Here is a 14,843-nt window from a genome sequence, read left to right as displayed (position 1 = left end):
GTCTCAGCTCAGCCTCCAGCGTGCTCGCGGCGCTCAAACCGGCCACCGTCGTCACCAGATACTGGGCGTAGTAACAGAAAGCTCAGAACCTCAGTCTGGCAGACTCCTTGACGACGACGGCCAACTCATAAGGGACTGCCGAACTCGCATCCCATCCTCGGGAAAGGCTCGACACCATGTCGTGACTGGGCCCCGACCGCGGGGCCCAGTCATCCACTACCGAACGCGATAAGGCAAACAGAGGACAACTCTGTAAACCAATCGAATCGACTCTCACAGTGCCAATGACGCGCGAAGCGATTCCGGTTCAACGAACAAACCTTCCTGCCGCACGATCTGGCGTCTGAATTTCGAATCATCTTGACCAGAGAAACATCTCAGCGACGACGATGATTTCGGCTCACTCGCCCTATCATCCTGGCCGAAGATTCGATGGGCGCTACCAGATCTAAGTCCAGTCGATGTGGACGGATTCGATGGAATCGAAGTGGAACCCAAAGGCATCGTTGTATTGGTCGAAGCCCTTGTTCTCCGGATAGTCCATCGTCGCATGACGTTCGAGGATGGCCACCACACGGGCGTGGTCGTCGTTGGCCAAAGCTGCAGCGAGTTCTCGTGTTTCGTCGAGGCTGAAGGGACTCTCGGAGTTGGCGAAATCCAGGGTGCGCACGCGATAGTCATAGCCATCTTCGGAGCCGTTACGGACCGAGACTCCCCCACGAACTCGGATGGTTGCTTTTTTCGGTTGTCCATCGGGTCGCAAGACGCCGGCACGGTCCATGATGTCGCGGGCTTTGACGTTTTTGAGTTTCTTCTTCGCATCGGCACGCAGTTCGTTCGTCTCCCCCGACCGATACCGCGAGACCGCCGAGCGGGAACGGCCGATTTTCTGTGCGACAGCATCGATTCCCCCGAGACGCTCGATTGCAGCCCGGCGTTGGGCACGCTCGAAGACCTCCGGGTGCGGGATGCGTCCCTGTTGCGCCCACCGCCGCAAAGTTCGATCCGACGGAGGCGTCCGGCCGGCATCGATCGCTGCTTGGCGCAATCCGTCGTTACCGATCTCCGAGCGAATCTGCCGGATGGATACTTTGCTGGTCAATCCCGCCAGTCCTCCACTTTTGACGGTTTTGGACTTTTCAATCCCACTCGTCGCCGCGGTGGAGACGGAAACGTTAAGGCCATCGAGGCCGACTGTTTTTTGCGCGGGTTGCTTGGTTCGTGGCTTCGGAAGGTGCAGTGCCACTAGTTGTTTCCTTCATCTTCGTCGGTAAAGACTGCCTTGATCGCGAGATTGATCTCGTGTGTATCGCGGGCATCTGTGAGAGCGGTGACCAGATCGTCGGTGAGAGCGGCGCGTTTTTCGAGCGTCATCTTGCCCAAAGCATCACTCTCGTCGGCTATATCGATGCCTTCGGGCAGTGGGTAGACCCAGGAGTCGGTGACGGTACGTAGTGGCCACCGGCCGGTTTCACGGGCGATGCGCATCGCGACGCGGCGGCCCCGCCAGCGGCAGTGCGCGATGATCGCCGCACGCCACAACGGCTGGTGGTGATGCTGCATCTGTTTCGCAGTCCACATGTCCGGGTTGACCATTCGTCCGATATACCCTTTGTAGCAAGAGCCGAGGAACCGTTTCATGGCGGCATCGTCGGTATCGACAGCTACTTTGCGGGCTTCACGCAAAATCTTGGCCCATTTGTCCAGGGCCCGTCCTTGTTCCGGATATACCCAGGCTTCGGTGATGTCGAGTTCGTCGAGTTCGGCGCCGATACCGCCGTCGGCGACAGGGGCACAGAATGCATCGAGGCTGACAGTCGTGACCCACGTGTGCACCGGTTGATCGGCAAGCATATGGGGGTGCGGTAATGGCATTTTGTCCGGGAGGGCGAGCATGTTCCCCGCTGGCAGGGTGACGTGCCAGAGCCCGAACGGAGTTTTCGCTTCCTCCGCGGCAGCGCGCGCGGCCTCGGCGCGAAAATGGCGCGGTTTCCCGTAACCGAATTCGAGCATTCCCGCGGACGCAAGGTACGCAGCACGTTGGTCGATCGACACGAGCACAGCAGCACCGTCGAGTTCTTCCGGATCGGGAACGCGCGTCCACCCCACAGCGGGCTCGAGATCACCACGATGTTCACCATCAAGGGGTGGCACCGGCCCCGCCGCAGTGACGACTATCCCCTTCCCGCTGCGGGTTCGTTCCCGTTTGATCTTGTCGACGACAGCTGCTCCGGTGCGAGCGGGCGTGGGGCCGGGAAGAACACCGAGATGCTGTGCGCACCAAGCGAGTCGACGCCCAAGCTCGCGGGCTGCCGGCAGGTCATCGTCGGGGAGATACGTTCCAGCGGTGGGTGATCCGAGGATTCCCATGTCCCCTACTCGGTTTCCCCACCCGAAATCCTTGTTCCAGTACGTCCACACATACGGCTCGATGACGATATCGACCATCGACGTGAATTTCCCTGTCGTACGAGAAAGATGAACGACGTGGCCGGGATCTCCGCGCAGTTCCCACCCGGCGGTCAGCATCGGATTCAACGTGGCCTGCAGAACACCGGTCAGCTCTTGCGCCGCGCGCGTGCGGAGAACTTCCATATCGTCGACGTCGTCTTCGCTGCCAGGGTCGATAACCCAGCCGAGCATCTCACAAGCATCGATTCCGACGACCCAAATTTGAGCTGGAGCGCCGAGAGGTGTCAGCGTCGCCCAGCGAATCAGTTTGTCGAGCTTCTCGACCGAGTCCACCGGTCCGGTGAGGACCTGCCCAGAAGGTGTGTACGTCCCCGCTGCCGTCACGATGACAGCATGTCCGTCAGCACTCTCACTTGCCGGCGGCAGTGAAATGGGTAGAGGTTCAGCTGGCGTGGTTTCTGAGATGTCAGGTTCCGCGTCATCAACCGTGGCAGCGTTAGTTGTGGGTTCGACTGTCGCGTCGGCTAGTTCGACGTTTTGTTCGGCCGACTCGCCCTCGAAAACATCGAACAGCGAGGGCTGCAACGCTTCGTGAGCCTGCACGTCCGCGGAAGCCGGCTCGGACACTTCAACGTCGAACAGAGTGAACTGCTCGCCCTTCTTCAGTGCCATGTTCCACCCCGTGCCGTCGTCATGGTTGTCATTCGAGATCGAACGCGCCGCGAATCGCGCGAGTAAGCGATTCCTCCTGCGCTGGAAAGAAATACCCGATTCCCGGACCGAGCGCGCTCACCGGGATAGTCGTGATGCTGTCGCAACTGATCACCGAATCCCCGTCGAGGCCGTTCATACGTCCGACAGCCACCTCGGTGGACAACCCGCGGATGGTGGTGGTGATCGGTGCAACAGTCACCCGGTTCAGATGCGGGCGCACCACTTCCCGTGTCAGGACGAGCACAGGACGAACCTTGTCGAGTTTCGCTTCATGAATCGGCCGCATCAGGCCAAATCCCTTGACAAATTATCCACATGCGTTGCGAGAGAATCCATATCGTCCTCGCTCGACACCTTGGCTAGAATCTCCGCATCCCGCGCTGCAATCTGTCTGCGACGCTCCCGCTCGAGCGCCCTCAGAACCAATGCTGCACGTGAAGACGCGCGATGGCCATTCACTTCGCCGTCGAGGTACGCCACCATCTCGTCGGGGAGCCGGATGGAAATCTGTGACATCCCGAAATGGTACCGCAGTGGGATCCGAATTGAATCCCACTCCGTTGACGTGCACGACCGGACGGCAACCAAGCCGCCAGCGTCGGCAGGGAACCAACCAAAACCCTGACCGCCCAGCGAAAACGTGCCAATGCCCTGCACCGATGATCCGCTGTGGCAAACAGCCTCACGTCATAATTACAGCGCCTTCATCCACGAAACTGTCAGCTTGATTCCGCGGCCGTACATGCAGCCAGGTGCACAGTAACCAGGCTGTGCATGCGAGCGGTGAAATCGCCGGTATCACCGAGAACCCGGATAATGTTCACGGTCCCGATGAACCCCGCGCACAGGTTCCAAGAAAGCTGTCGCGTCGTGGAATTGTCGGGCAGCTGTCCTGATGCGATTGCGGCATCGACGAGACTGCTTGTGATATCCATCCACTGAGTAAATGTCTCTCGTGCCCCGTCGATCCCGGATTCGGTGGTGAGTCGCAGTCCCGCACGGGCAAGCGAACTGACCGCGATGCTCGCTGCAAGGTCCCCAAAAAATGAACTGATCTGGGCGACGGAAGGCGGCTGCGAGTCGTGTGCGGCTACGGATGCGTGCGTAAGCGCCGCCGACCAGTGAGCGACGAGTTCCCGGGCTATTGCTTCCTTCGAATCGAAATGGAAGTACACAGCGCCTTTGGTCGTCCCGGACACGGCCAGCAAGTCGGCGAGTGACGTTGCGGCGTAACCGTTGTAAGCAAATGATCTTGCAGCGGCTTCGAGGATGTTCGCTTTCGTGATCGTTGCGCGCTGCTGACGCCGCCGACGCGTACGCACGGGATCGGCAACCGGTCGCAGGTCGTTGATTGGCTCAGTCATGTCGGATTCCTGTCGGTTGCGATCGTCAGAGTGAAGCCCGGTCTTGGACAACAATGCACTGATCGGGTTCTGTGGCTTGATCCCGTTTCTGCACGAGCAATGTGACAGCGTCTATCCCGGCCATCAGTTCAGGGCGAAAGAGGCAAATCGACATCTCTTCCCTGTGTGCTGCGATTCCACATCCACACAATTTTCGCGATGCCGATGCCGATGCAGGTGAGTGCATGTGAACACACTCGCCCAGCAGTGGCGGGAATGACTTGGTGCACATGGCGTACGAGGTTCGCGCGTGAAGAGTTGCACCTCACTGCACAGTCTCCCGGCTAGTTCTATGTGCGATCCCCGGCACGGGAGAGCGAACAAATAATGCATGCACTGCGTGCACGCCGTGCATGCATCATCAGGGTGGCGGGTTACAAACCCCTGGCGTTCAAATACTCATCCAAGGCAGCTTCCGTCATCGACGCTTCGCTGATCTCACGATCGCCCGTCTCGTATCGCAGCTTGTCGACACCACGGCGGAGGCGGTCCTTGGTGGAGGGTTTAATCCGGGTGTTGTGCGTCATCGACAGCTTCTCCCCCTCCTTGCGGCCACTAGCGCCCGCAGGCTGAACCACGGCTGGCGCAACAGGTACAGACGCAACGGAAGGTTGCGTCGTTGACACAGCTGCCGATTCGCCCCGCGGCGGCCGTTCCGGGATCAGTTCCGCAGGATGAGTCTTACGGATCGCCGGTTCACGCTTGACACTCATGCCGTCGCCCCCATCTCGACAGGCAGCTCAGCGAGGAGATCCGTATACGCAAGCTTGAGCGTCAACGCCTTACCTCCCTTGAACTGATGGATAGGTGTGTGATTGGAATGCGCATCTTGTCGGGCAGCGAGTTCTGGAATGACAGTCTTCGCCACTAGATCACCGTAAGTTTCGCGAAGTTCGTTCTCGCGAAAATCATGCTCCCCCGTCGCGCGTCTACGGCTGATGACAATCTTGTCGAACGCAAGCTTCGGGTTAGCGCGTTTACGGACGGTGTCGATGGTCTGCTCGAGCTTCTGAACACCACGAACGCTGTCAATGGTGGGTTCGGTAATAGCTACAACACCGTCTGCCGCAATCAGGACCGCAAACAAGACCTTGCCCATATTGGGCGGGCAGTCGAAGAGCACAGCGTCATAAGGCGAAAGATCCAGCCCTTCAAATGCCACATCAAGACGAAACACGAGATCGTTGGATCCGTCCGACTCAATTTTCCCGAGCTCCTCGTCAGCCGGAATCAGGTCAACCCCGTCCCACGGTGTAGCAACGATTGCCTCGGCCGCAATACCCTCCCTGGTTTGGTTCATAAGGTGGTAAGCCGTCAGCATTCCGTCTTCGAGTTCGACACCCAATCCGCTGGTGGTGTTTCCCTGTTGGTCCATGTCAACGATGAGCACTTTACCGCCGACCGCCGTTATAGCGCTGGCCAATCCGAGCGTTGACGCCGTCTTGCCGACGCCACCCTTCTGGTTACCCAGTGCAATTTTGCGTGGCTGCATTGCGGACCTTTCGTCGAATTCGTTCACGCGTGCATTGCGCGCGTCGGGTGCACCGAACGCAATGCGTGTAAGTCGAGCGTTGCATGCATTGCACGTCATGCTTGCGTTATGGGCAAGGCTTGCACGAATGGCTATGAATGCACGTTTTGCACGCACAACATAACACGCGTGCGTTGCACTTTGTGTACGCATCGCAACGCGTGCGTGTCGCGCTTACATTGAGAGCAACGCATTCATAGCACTACACGCGCGGCATGCATGTACCGCGAGCTATGCAACCTATACGTGCAGCGCACTGCATGCTATGCATGCATTCAGTGCGCATTACGCATGACACGCATATCCTGTATTCATCCTTCCGGGTCGACTGCATGCATGGCATGCACTGCACGCAAATAGCTGATGGTCCTATGGAGCGCGTGCATTACATGCACTGCACGCAGTGCATATGCCCAGGTAGAGATACTTCCACATTTACGAGATCCGATCTAAAGCCAAGATTCGACACATCATTCCTCCCACACAGCACTTCCGGGGGAGCATTACAGCGGAACGAAAACACCTCCATTTGCCGAGCGCAGCCCATTCATAGGGGCACTGCACGCAGCACACGCAATGCATGCACCAGATACGAACAGTGGGACTCGCGGCGCAGCCAAGGCGACATCACCGGCCTCTTCGATTACACAGCAAAAGATCAACCAGCTCGAACTGCGGAAGGGAAGCTATAAACAGGTCGCTCGACCGGTCAATGGCCCGATTCGATTGAACGAGAAGTCCTGGAGAACAGTGATATTCGAGTCCATCGACCGGTTCGAGCAGGCTAATCCTCACGGCTCGCACGGCGGATCGATGCAACGCCGCCATGCACAACACACGCCCCGAACGCCGGAATCAGTCAAAGCAGGGGAGTCAATTGCGGCGGGATTCTTATTGCGCGAGCGAATCACCACAGCCGCGATGGCAAAATGTCGGAATACGTGTTGATCGGCCAATTAGAACAATACATACGTATTTACACCGACTTCGACACACTCCCGCATCCCTGCTCAAAACGTCACAGTGACATATCTAGCGCATCCATGAGAGCACGAAAATCTCATCTCCAACGGCCTCCGCAGTGGATCGCGGATCCACACCGTCTTCGCGGGAAACTGCTATCAGAATCTGGAAGTGTCCGCCGCGGAGTGCGTCCCTCGAAACAGTGGCGCCGAGGGGAGTGGCTGCGGGTCCCACTTCGATCACCGCTCGAACATGCAAAAACCACATCTTAAGACACGCCACACACTAGGCGTCGTGCTTTACGCCGCATGCAATGCTTCCCGTCCGCGCATTATACGTAAATGCCACAACCACGTAAACGACGCAAGTACTCCCACGGGATCGGAGATCGGAAGACTACATCCAAGCTGCGTGCAATCGCCTAACCCGAACACCAAAAGACAACGACAACACTCTGACCTTCGTCAATACGCCGGACGCGCAGACCGGAACCCACAGAGTCGATCACCACTGACGAGTCGACATCACGAACGCACGGCATACAAACCTTCCGCTCCGCGTTCTCTCGCAATCACGAAACTTTGTGATGTAGAAACGTAGCCACGTGGCCACCGAACTGGAAACACCTCGCACCGTTTAGCACAAGAACCGGCACCACAAGCCACCCAAACTGGCAGGTTTTGGCAGCTCAGCGCTAATTTCTTCCCCCTCCATGAATTCAGCTTCACGCTGTCCTTGCGCGAGTACACGCCGCAGTGGACGAACATTCACCGTAGTCGCAGCTTTGCGCTCAGATTCGCTCGAATATCGGTTAACGCCTGCGTCCGATGTTCAGGACTTGCGGCAATTCGAGTACGTCGCTGCTGTGTTCGTTCGAACTGTTTTTGCTCCTTTCGTCTCGCCAGATCTGCAGCTTTACGCTGTTCACTGGGTGATTCTCGGGCCCAATCGATCCCGGCAATCCTGTATTTGAGATATGCCAAGGGAGAAGTGAGACTGGCCGCTGTGGGCCAGATCCAACCTCGTTCCTTGGTATCTAGGGAAAGCGCTCGAGCGATATCGCGACCTGTCCAACGAGTGTGATTGATTCCTGCACGACTCAACACATCGCAAACCGCGCCGATATGGCCAGGCGGTGCGAGAGCGGGAGCATGCTTGACGAGTTCAGCGGCTGCGCGCTGAAGTTGGAGCGGCCGAGGATATTCGTAGCCGCCGATAGATTTCTTGCTTGGCGGTTGTGTTCGCGCACTTGCGCTTTGGTGAGTTCTTCCTAACGGAAGAACTTCACAAGATAAAAGACCACCTCTAGATAGGGTGTCAGCGACAGTCGTGGCTGACGGAGCCTGTGACGGCGGATACTCGGCGGCGACACGGCAGCGCCGGGAATTGCGGTTCCGATATCTGGAGGTCCGTTCAGCCGCCCGGGAGGGGCGATTCTTCAGTGATTTGGTTGGCGGTGTCGACTCTACGATTGATCGGGGGGACGCCAAGGCCCATGTTGACGCCGCGCGGCGCTGTTGACCTCCGTGGTGCGCTTCTGCTGCAAGAAATTCGATGGTTCTCAGCTTTCGACCCCGGACGTGTTCAACACCCATCCCTAGGTCGATAAGGACGCGACGTGCTCGATTGACAGCAGATTCGCTGACTTTGGCGCGCGCCGCGATCGTTGATTTCGATGCCGTCACTCCGCGTCCTGTCCGGGACTCTGCGAAATGAGCGTGTGCCTCGGCGATTACGTACGCCTTGTCGGGCTTGATCAGCCTGCGCGCACACAAAGCCTTACCCGCAGAAGAATTGGTGTGATACCGAAATTGACGGAGCCATTCACTGCGCGATGTCCACACAGGGACCCGGGCTTGTTCGGTTGGTTCCACAGGTAACGCCCAGGATAATCCGCGCTGTTCAGAGGCCTTGTTCAGTTGCTGTGTCGCCTCTTCAATTTGGGCGACACGTGCGACTGCCGCGTTGACTGCGGCTTCCCATTCGTCGACGACGGCCGCCGAATCGGCGGGAACGTCGGGAACAGGGGGGTTGCTGCGCGACACGCCCAAAACGAGTGATAGAGAATTTGCTGATCCGTATTCAGGGTATGAGTTACCCTGAGACATACCTGCCATAGGTAGTCCCTTTCCGGGGATGCAGTTCGAGCCGAGAAAGCGTCAACTTTCGAAGCTCACCTCTCGAGAGCGTTTCGAGAACAGATGACCGAGAACCTGCCAGTTCTCAGTCCGTCAAGGACCTGCCAGTCCTTATTCGCCGCGATGCGGTCCGCTCCAGATCACCCCCTTCGGGGGGCCTGTGTGTTTCGAGAGGTCTGCGCTGTGTAGTTGGATATCGAGATCCCTCGTCCGCCACTAGCTACAGGCAGCCCCCGTTCACGCGAGTCCACGAAACACACGTTCGCGGACCAGCAGAATGTCGGAACAAGGATCGGATCCGCCGGCAGCGGGAAGGTGCCTTCATGGGCACGGCGCTGACCTGGGCAGACGCGGAAATTTGTCGATCCACGCAGTGTGATGCGGAAATCATCCAGACCAAATTGTGATGCGGGTGTGCTGAAAAAGACACCGCTGAGACGCCTATGTGTATGGCGGAATTATGTTTCTGCGATATCATCGAATAAGCACCGCCTCTTCCTTAACCGGGTTAGTGGTGGTCAGGGAACTGGGAAGCTCCCGCAACCGCATAAACGGACAGCCCCCGATGCCGCCAAGCCCTGGGGGTTGTTCGCTGTCTAGGGGTAGTTCATGCGCCGATCGCAAGCTGCTCGATGCGTTGCAACGAACCCGCAGCTTCGACTTCGAGCAAACGAAGCTGATCCGGACGCAGCTTGTCGCTGATGTAGTCCGGTATGTCCAGTCCGTGCGTGATGGCCAAGATGAGCACGGAATAGTCCCCAGCAGGGATCCCGAGTTCGGCGGCCCGATCCTCGTACACCTTGTGCTGCTTGAGGGGAGCACGAGTCGCGATGTGTCCGCGAGGTCCCTTGTTGTGCTGTGCCATGAGGAAAGACTAGAACCAATCTGTAACTGATACGGGTAGGCGCGCCCATTCGGTGTGTCGCATGTTTCGGAAGACGGCCGGGGTTCACCGATTTCCAGGCTGATTCCAAAACACTGCCGAGCGAAATCGACGGCTTCTGAACGCAACTGGGCAAAACCTCGGCAGGTTGCCACCTGCGAAACATCTTGACGCGATCAGGCGCAACGGTTGGCACGGCCAGGCCAAGGGCCACGGCACGCACGTAAAGCGCACTCAACTAGAGCAATTCCGGCGACCGGAAGCCGGCGCTCCCTGGAATCTCGCTCATTTCGCGCGTCTCGTGATGACAGGCGCTGTCGCCAGTCATTCGAGTCTGGTGACGGCCTTGCGGAGGCGAAGGTCGAGGACACCAAACATGGCGCTCAACTCCACGGACACGGAGGCGTGAGATGGCAGCGAAGACCAGAGGTGCAACTTCCGCACACTACGCATATGCCGGGCCGCTGCGCACGGTCGGCAGAAACATAAGAATTCGATGAAACGTATTGTGCTGCAGCATTTCTAGCTACCTTTGCGTGTCACACTCGCTGCGCGAACTGCATGCACTGCCCGCGTACAGGACCGTTCAACGGTCGTTTCGACACCCTTCGCCAGGAACAGATTGCCGTCGAACATCACAACGCCATTTCCTGCCGGCCAAAGCCTAGACGGACTGCTGCTTGGCGGAGACTACGAACCTTGCAGGCGCCCTCTGCCGTCAATGCGGCAGGGGCATAGTGCGAGCCGCACGTCCGGCAAAGCGACGACGAAGCCCGGCGGACCAGAGAAACGGCAACCCGGCAGGTATTGGTGAGGCACCCGGGAACAACGAAACGGTCCACGTGCAGGACATCAATCGAGGTGAGACCACCCACGTCGGTTCGAATCCAGCACGCCGCATGTCTGTTTCGGTATCCGTATGCGTTGTCAACGAATCGAATTCGACTTCACGGACAACGGGATCCGCCAATTGACACTCGAAGCGTACCTGGGATTCCGGATCGAGATGGAGTTGCACGTGGTACCCGCAGTCCATGATGTCGGCATCGTCCAGACGGTAGATCTCGTGTATCTCTGGCCTGCTCGCCAGGGCCAAATGGGGGCTGGCGGGGCAGCCGCAGTACGGCCGATACCACTCTCCGGGTCGTCGTAGTCGCGGAAGCAGTTGCAACCAAAGCGCTTCGCCAAGGGCCTTGATGGCGGCGGTGGGCATTCTCATGGCACGCTACGCCTATGACGAAGTACCCGGCGACTCTGTCGCGAACCAAAGTACCGAGCACGGGAACGTCGACCTCGCTGTTGAACGCCAGCCACCGAGTTCAAGACCGCTTACTCGCGCTGCCGAGTCAGCGAAGCGAGAACACCTGAGACAGGCCACATTCCACCTCTTCCTGTCCAAGACAACGTCATCGCGTCCACCATCTCACGGAGTACGCTTCGGACGACAAACTCCGTCAAAGATCCTGCTGCCAGACCTGCATGAGCCACCGGCGAGATCGCCGAGCCGGTCCGGGAGACGTATGCGGATACGAACCCCAGACAAGTTCTGCCGGCACCCACTTATCCGAGCCCGTGATCAGAGCGACGATCTTGGCTCCGGTTAAATCGCTACTGCCCATACGGATAATCGGTTACCGACGATGTTGCAGCAATAACGCTCCACGACTTCGCCGATCGCTGCAGAGGTCGGCCTGGATCGCCGAGATCGAAGCAGTACCCAGCGCCTACCGAGTCGCCTGACCGCTCCGAGAAACGCACCGAATCCACCACGCACGAGCGAATCAGCTTCAACTTCGGTGGGAAGCGTCCGGGAACAACTAGGTGGACCAACTCTCGAATGATCCCGGTTCCCCGGTCTGCAACCACTGACGTCATGCCAGGGAAACCGGAAGGTGCAAGTCATGTGGTGCGCGCGGTGTTCAAGTGTTGCCGCACTGATGAGGAGCAGATCTTCGGATATGACGTTGCCGCAGGATCTTTCGACTGCCTCACCTGCCGCGGCCTCGCGGCCGACTGCGTCGTCGCCTATCGACACCCCGAATCCGTAAAGCTCGGCACGAAACGAAACAACATCACCGAAGCGGCGCATGTCGGCCACTAGTACAGCCCATCCCACTGACCCTGTCGGCATCTCCGAGCGAATGTGCGGTTCAAGGAATACCGCTATCGACCGGGTGCCGCTGGTTACTGCATACCGGTCGCTCGCCATCAACACGGCGTGCCTGGTCGGACAGCGGATCGAGCGCAGCAGGAACGGTGATTACGGAACGGCCGACCACCAGAGTCGTCGACAGCCCACAGGCGCCGACGTTCAGCGCCACGACTGTGCAGACGATTATCGACTTCGTTCCGAAAGTCGGTCTCACCATCAGTGCATGAAAATTCGAGCAATCACAGGAGGCTGCAGCGCCTAGCAAGTCCTGGTAGTCAGTCTTTGGCTACAAATGGTGACTGCTCAGAACAGTCTGTGATTCAAAACGCGCGAGCACGTAAACGGAGACATTCGTACCCCATTATTATGTGTCAAAACACACCATGCGTCGTTCCACCATTAGGCCGGGTATTTGTGATGGGATATGGGGTGAATTGTATTCAGAAAGAGTAAGGAGAACTAAGTTACTGAACAGTAATAAGCGCACAATTACATATCTCACAATCCAAAATCGGTAACCCCCGAAGGGGGGTTATTTGTCGACCCCATTTTGGATCTTAAACAGAAAAAGACCGATTGGCTCTTTCTGTCTAGTTTTCTTTTTCGATGAAGCCGAAGTTGGCCCTTCTGCCTCATCTGTTGCTCTCCCCGAAGGGACTCACCGTGGTAGGTACGTCTCAGGGTAGCCCATACCCTGAATCTGTTTCAAGCTATCTTCAACAAAAAAACAGCCATTCCGCGCAAATTCGAGTGATATCGGCAACAAACGCCCCCGTAAACGGCATATCGAACCCTGATCTTGCCGATTCGATCGCCCGCGCGGAAGAACGCATAAACCAAATCACCATACTTAACACGGACAGCGAACAACGCGGGCAATCCTGGTGCCTACCCGTCGATCACACAGAACAAGCGCGAACCCCCTTATGGACAGGTAGAGCCAAATGGCAACGCCAAGTTCGAGAGCTTCTGAATAGTCCCACCGGCACAGACGCCTGCCGCCAACATCAAGTCGACCCACAACGCGTCTTCGCAGTCGCAGTCACCATGGCAGGATTCGCCGAACAGCGAACAGGCCGACGCGTCGCCGTATCCCGAACCGCGCTCGCCGAACGAACCGGAACCTCGGTCTCTGTAGTGCAACGCGCCCGACGAGTTCTATCCGCGCTCCACGTCGCTAAAGAAATGGCCCGAGGGCGCTTCCTACGCACCATCGAATGCTGGGCCGCTGAAGCACACCACGGCGGCCATCAAACCCGCGCAGCGAGCGTCTGGGCACTCATCTCACCCAAATCGGTACTTCGACGTCTCACTTCACTAAACACCCCAACTGAACCCTCATCACAAACGACTCCACAGGCCCCAGAATGCGACCACGCTCCAACCAGAAGTTATCCACAAACAAACATCACTGACCCCCTATCTGTTGTACTTGCTTTTAGTTCTTCTTCTTCCGTTAGGAAGAACTACACAAACGCGCGCACGCGCAAAGGCCACCAGAAGAGATTCAAAACGCGCAAGCCCAGACCCCTTAGCCTTCAGCGAGCAGCGGCAGAACTAATTCGATACGCGCCTGCGTTGATGCCCTCCGGACACATTGGAGTGATCAGCGACGCCCTCATCCGCCACTCGATTGACACCAATCGCTGGTCGGGTCGAGATATCGCCCGGACCCTCACCGAAGACACCAAATCGCGAGGCTGGATATGGCCCAACACCGCTGACCTGAAGGATCCGGTCCGATTCCTGCACTGGCGCCTTGCCCGTATCAACTGGTCTATTCCCTCCCCAACCGAACTCGCTGTAGCTGCAAAGAACCAACGCGACGAGGATCGACGGACTGCGGCAAACGAGGCTGCAGCTCGGAATCAACGTGTTGCTTCTCCGTCCATTCGTGCGGCTGCCCTAGCGCTTATCCGAGCGACAGTCGCCGGAAAGTCGCGGGCACAATGATCCCTCCGATAACTGCTGCTTCTGCAGTGTCATCGCGATGAAAACCATTCTTACAGAATGGAATCCAATCAAACTTCCAACTCGCGAATTACGAGGACGCGCAATCATGTTGATAACAGCCAGGATTCAACTACTTGCGAGGCCATTTCCAATTTGAGGCCGGAGATATTCTTGACTGTTGTTGTCTGATAGGGGAATTGGCCTAAGAAGATCTTCTCGGATCGGTGAGTTCTACTGCGCCCGGATCGTGTTTTCGGCCTCAGGTGAGCATCACTACATTCTGCCGCCGACGTTCTTGAGCTGATCCGACAGAACCTCGCGCCAGCGAGGCGCCGGATAAGTCCCGATTGGAGGGCCTCCTTGTGTAGGAGTCAGACGCGTCCTAGAGGAATGAACTGGAGGTGAAACTCTGGCCGCACAGACAGGCTAATGAGAGTGCAGATCTGTTCTCGTGGATGTTGCCGGAATTGACGCGCCAGAGTTGTCCAGTCCGGAGTTTACCGCGGTAAACCAGTGTGCCGAGCAATCCGCCAGATATGGCGGAGTGGGGGAGTTTACCGCGGTAAACCGTGCATGCGGTGTGCTTCGGTTCGTCGGCAGAGGATTTTACCGCGGTAAACCAGTGTGCCGGCGGCACATTCGGATGTGAAGAGTACGGACGTTTACCGCGGTAAACCGGGTGGATCATGTTCCG

Annotated in this window: 11 protein-coding genes; 2 read left to right on the top strand and 9 right to left on the bottom strand. The window is 57.8% G+C overall.

The window, feature by feature from the left end; translation table 11 throughout:
• Positions 1 to 448: 448 nt before the first annotated feature.
• From FEZ60_RS19225 to FEZ60_RS32575, 9 genes are all read right to left on the bottom strand, one after another.
• Entirely contained in the window at positions 449 to 1,246 is a 798-nt protein-coding gene (locus FEZ60_RS19225; RefSeq protein WP_172936752.1) for a hypothetical protein, read from the bottom strand.
• Positions 1,246 to 3,084, bottom strand: coding sequence for a hypothetical protein (locus FEZ60_RS19220; protein WP_172936751.1), 1,839 nt, complete (start codon positions 3,082 to 3,084; stop codon positions 1,246 to 1,248). The genes FEZ60_RS19225 and FEZ60_RS19220 overlap by 1 nt, the downstream gene beginning before the upstream one ends.
• 28 nt (positions 3,085 to 3,112) lie before the next feature.
• Positions 3,113 to 3,412 carry a type II toxin-antitoxin system PemK/MazF family toxin gene (locus FEZ60_RS19215; RefSeq protein WP_172936750.1) on the bottom strand — a complete coding sequence of 100 codons (300 nt, stop codon included), beginning with the start codon at positions 3,410 to 3,412 and terminating at the stop codon, positions 3,113 to 3,115.
• Positions 3,412 to 3,642: a hypothetical protein gene (locus FEZ60_RS19210; RefSeq protein ID WP_033236926.1), complete on the bottom strand. Its 231-nt coding sequence runs from the start codon at positions 3,640 to 3,642 to the stop codon at positions 3,412 to 3,414. Before FEZ60_RS19210 ends, FEZ60_RS19215 begins: the two co-directional genes overlap by 1 nt.
• Before the next feature lie 203 nt (positions 3,643 to 3,845).
• The gene (locus tag FEZ60_RS19205) at positions 3,846 to 4,490 is read right to left on the bottom strand and encodes a TetR/AcrR family transcriptional regulator (protein ID WP_172936749.1); all 645 of its coding nucleotides are present in this window, start codon (positions 4,488 to 4,490) and stop codon (positions 3,846 to 3,848) included.
• A 413-nt stretch (positions 4,491 to 4,903) separates the two neighbouring features.
• Positions 4,904 to 5,242 (bottom strand): hypothetical protein, encoded by a 339-nt coding sequence (locus tag FEZ60_RS19200; RefSeq protein ID WP_116104611.1) that lies wholly within the window; start codon positions 5,240 to 5,242, stop codon positions 4,904 to 4,906.
• Complete coding sequence (locus FEZ60_RS19195) at positions 5,239 to 6,021, bottom strand: AAA family ATPase (protein ID WP_116104610.1); 783 nt, start codon at positions 6,019 to 6,021, stop codon at positions 5,239 to 5,241. Before FEZ60_RS19195 ends, FEZ60_RS19200 begins: the two co-directional genes overlap by 4 nt.
• A 3,747-nt stretch (positions 6,022 to 9,768) precedes the next feature.
• Complete coding sequence (locus tag FEZ60_RS19190) at positions 9,769 to 10,026, bottom strand: hypothetical protein (RefSeq protein ID WP_033236862.1); 258 nt, start codon at positions 10,024 to 10,026, stop codon at positions 9,769 to 9,771.
• Positions 10,027 to 10,762: 736 nt separating this feature from the next.
• On the bottom strand, positions 10,763 to 11,263 hold the full coding sequence (locus FEZ60_RS32575; protein ID WP_242484718.1) for a hypothetical protein: 501 nt from the start codon (positions 11,261 to 11,263) through the stop codon (positions 10,763 to 10,765).
• Positions 11,264 to 11,881: 618 nt separating this feature from the next.
• Here FEZ60_RS32575 and FEZ60_RS19180 point away from each other — a divergent pair.
• Together FEZ60_RS19180 and FEZ60_RS19175 are read left to right on the top strand one after the other, a co-directional pair.
• Positions 11,882 to 12,145: a hypothetical protein gene (locus tag FEZ60_RS19180; protein WP_172936747.1), complete on the top strand. Its 264-nt coding sequence runs from the start codon at positions 11,882 to 11,884 to the stop codon at positions 12,143 to 12,145.
• 1,653 nt (positions 12,146 to 13,798) lie between these two features.
• Complete coding sequence (locus FEZ60_RS19175; protein ID WP_172936748.1) at positions 13,799 to 14,149, top strand: hypothetical protein; 351 nt, start codon at positions 13,799 to 13,801, stop codon at positions 14,147 to 14,149.
• Positions 14,150 to 14,843: the final 694 nt, after the last annotated feature.

It is taken from the genome of Rhodococcus sp. MS16 (assembly GCF_013277795.1).
GTDB classification, from domain to species: domain Bacteria; phylum Actinomycetota; class Actinomycetes; order Mycobacteriales; family Mycobacteriaceae; genus Rhodococcus_F; species Rhodococcus_F globerula.
This window is presented reverse-complemented; position numbering and strand designations above follow the sequence as displayed.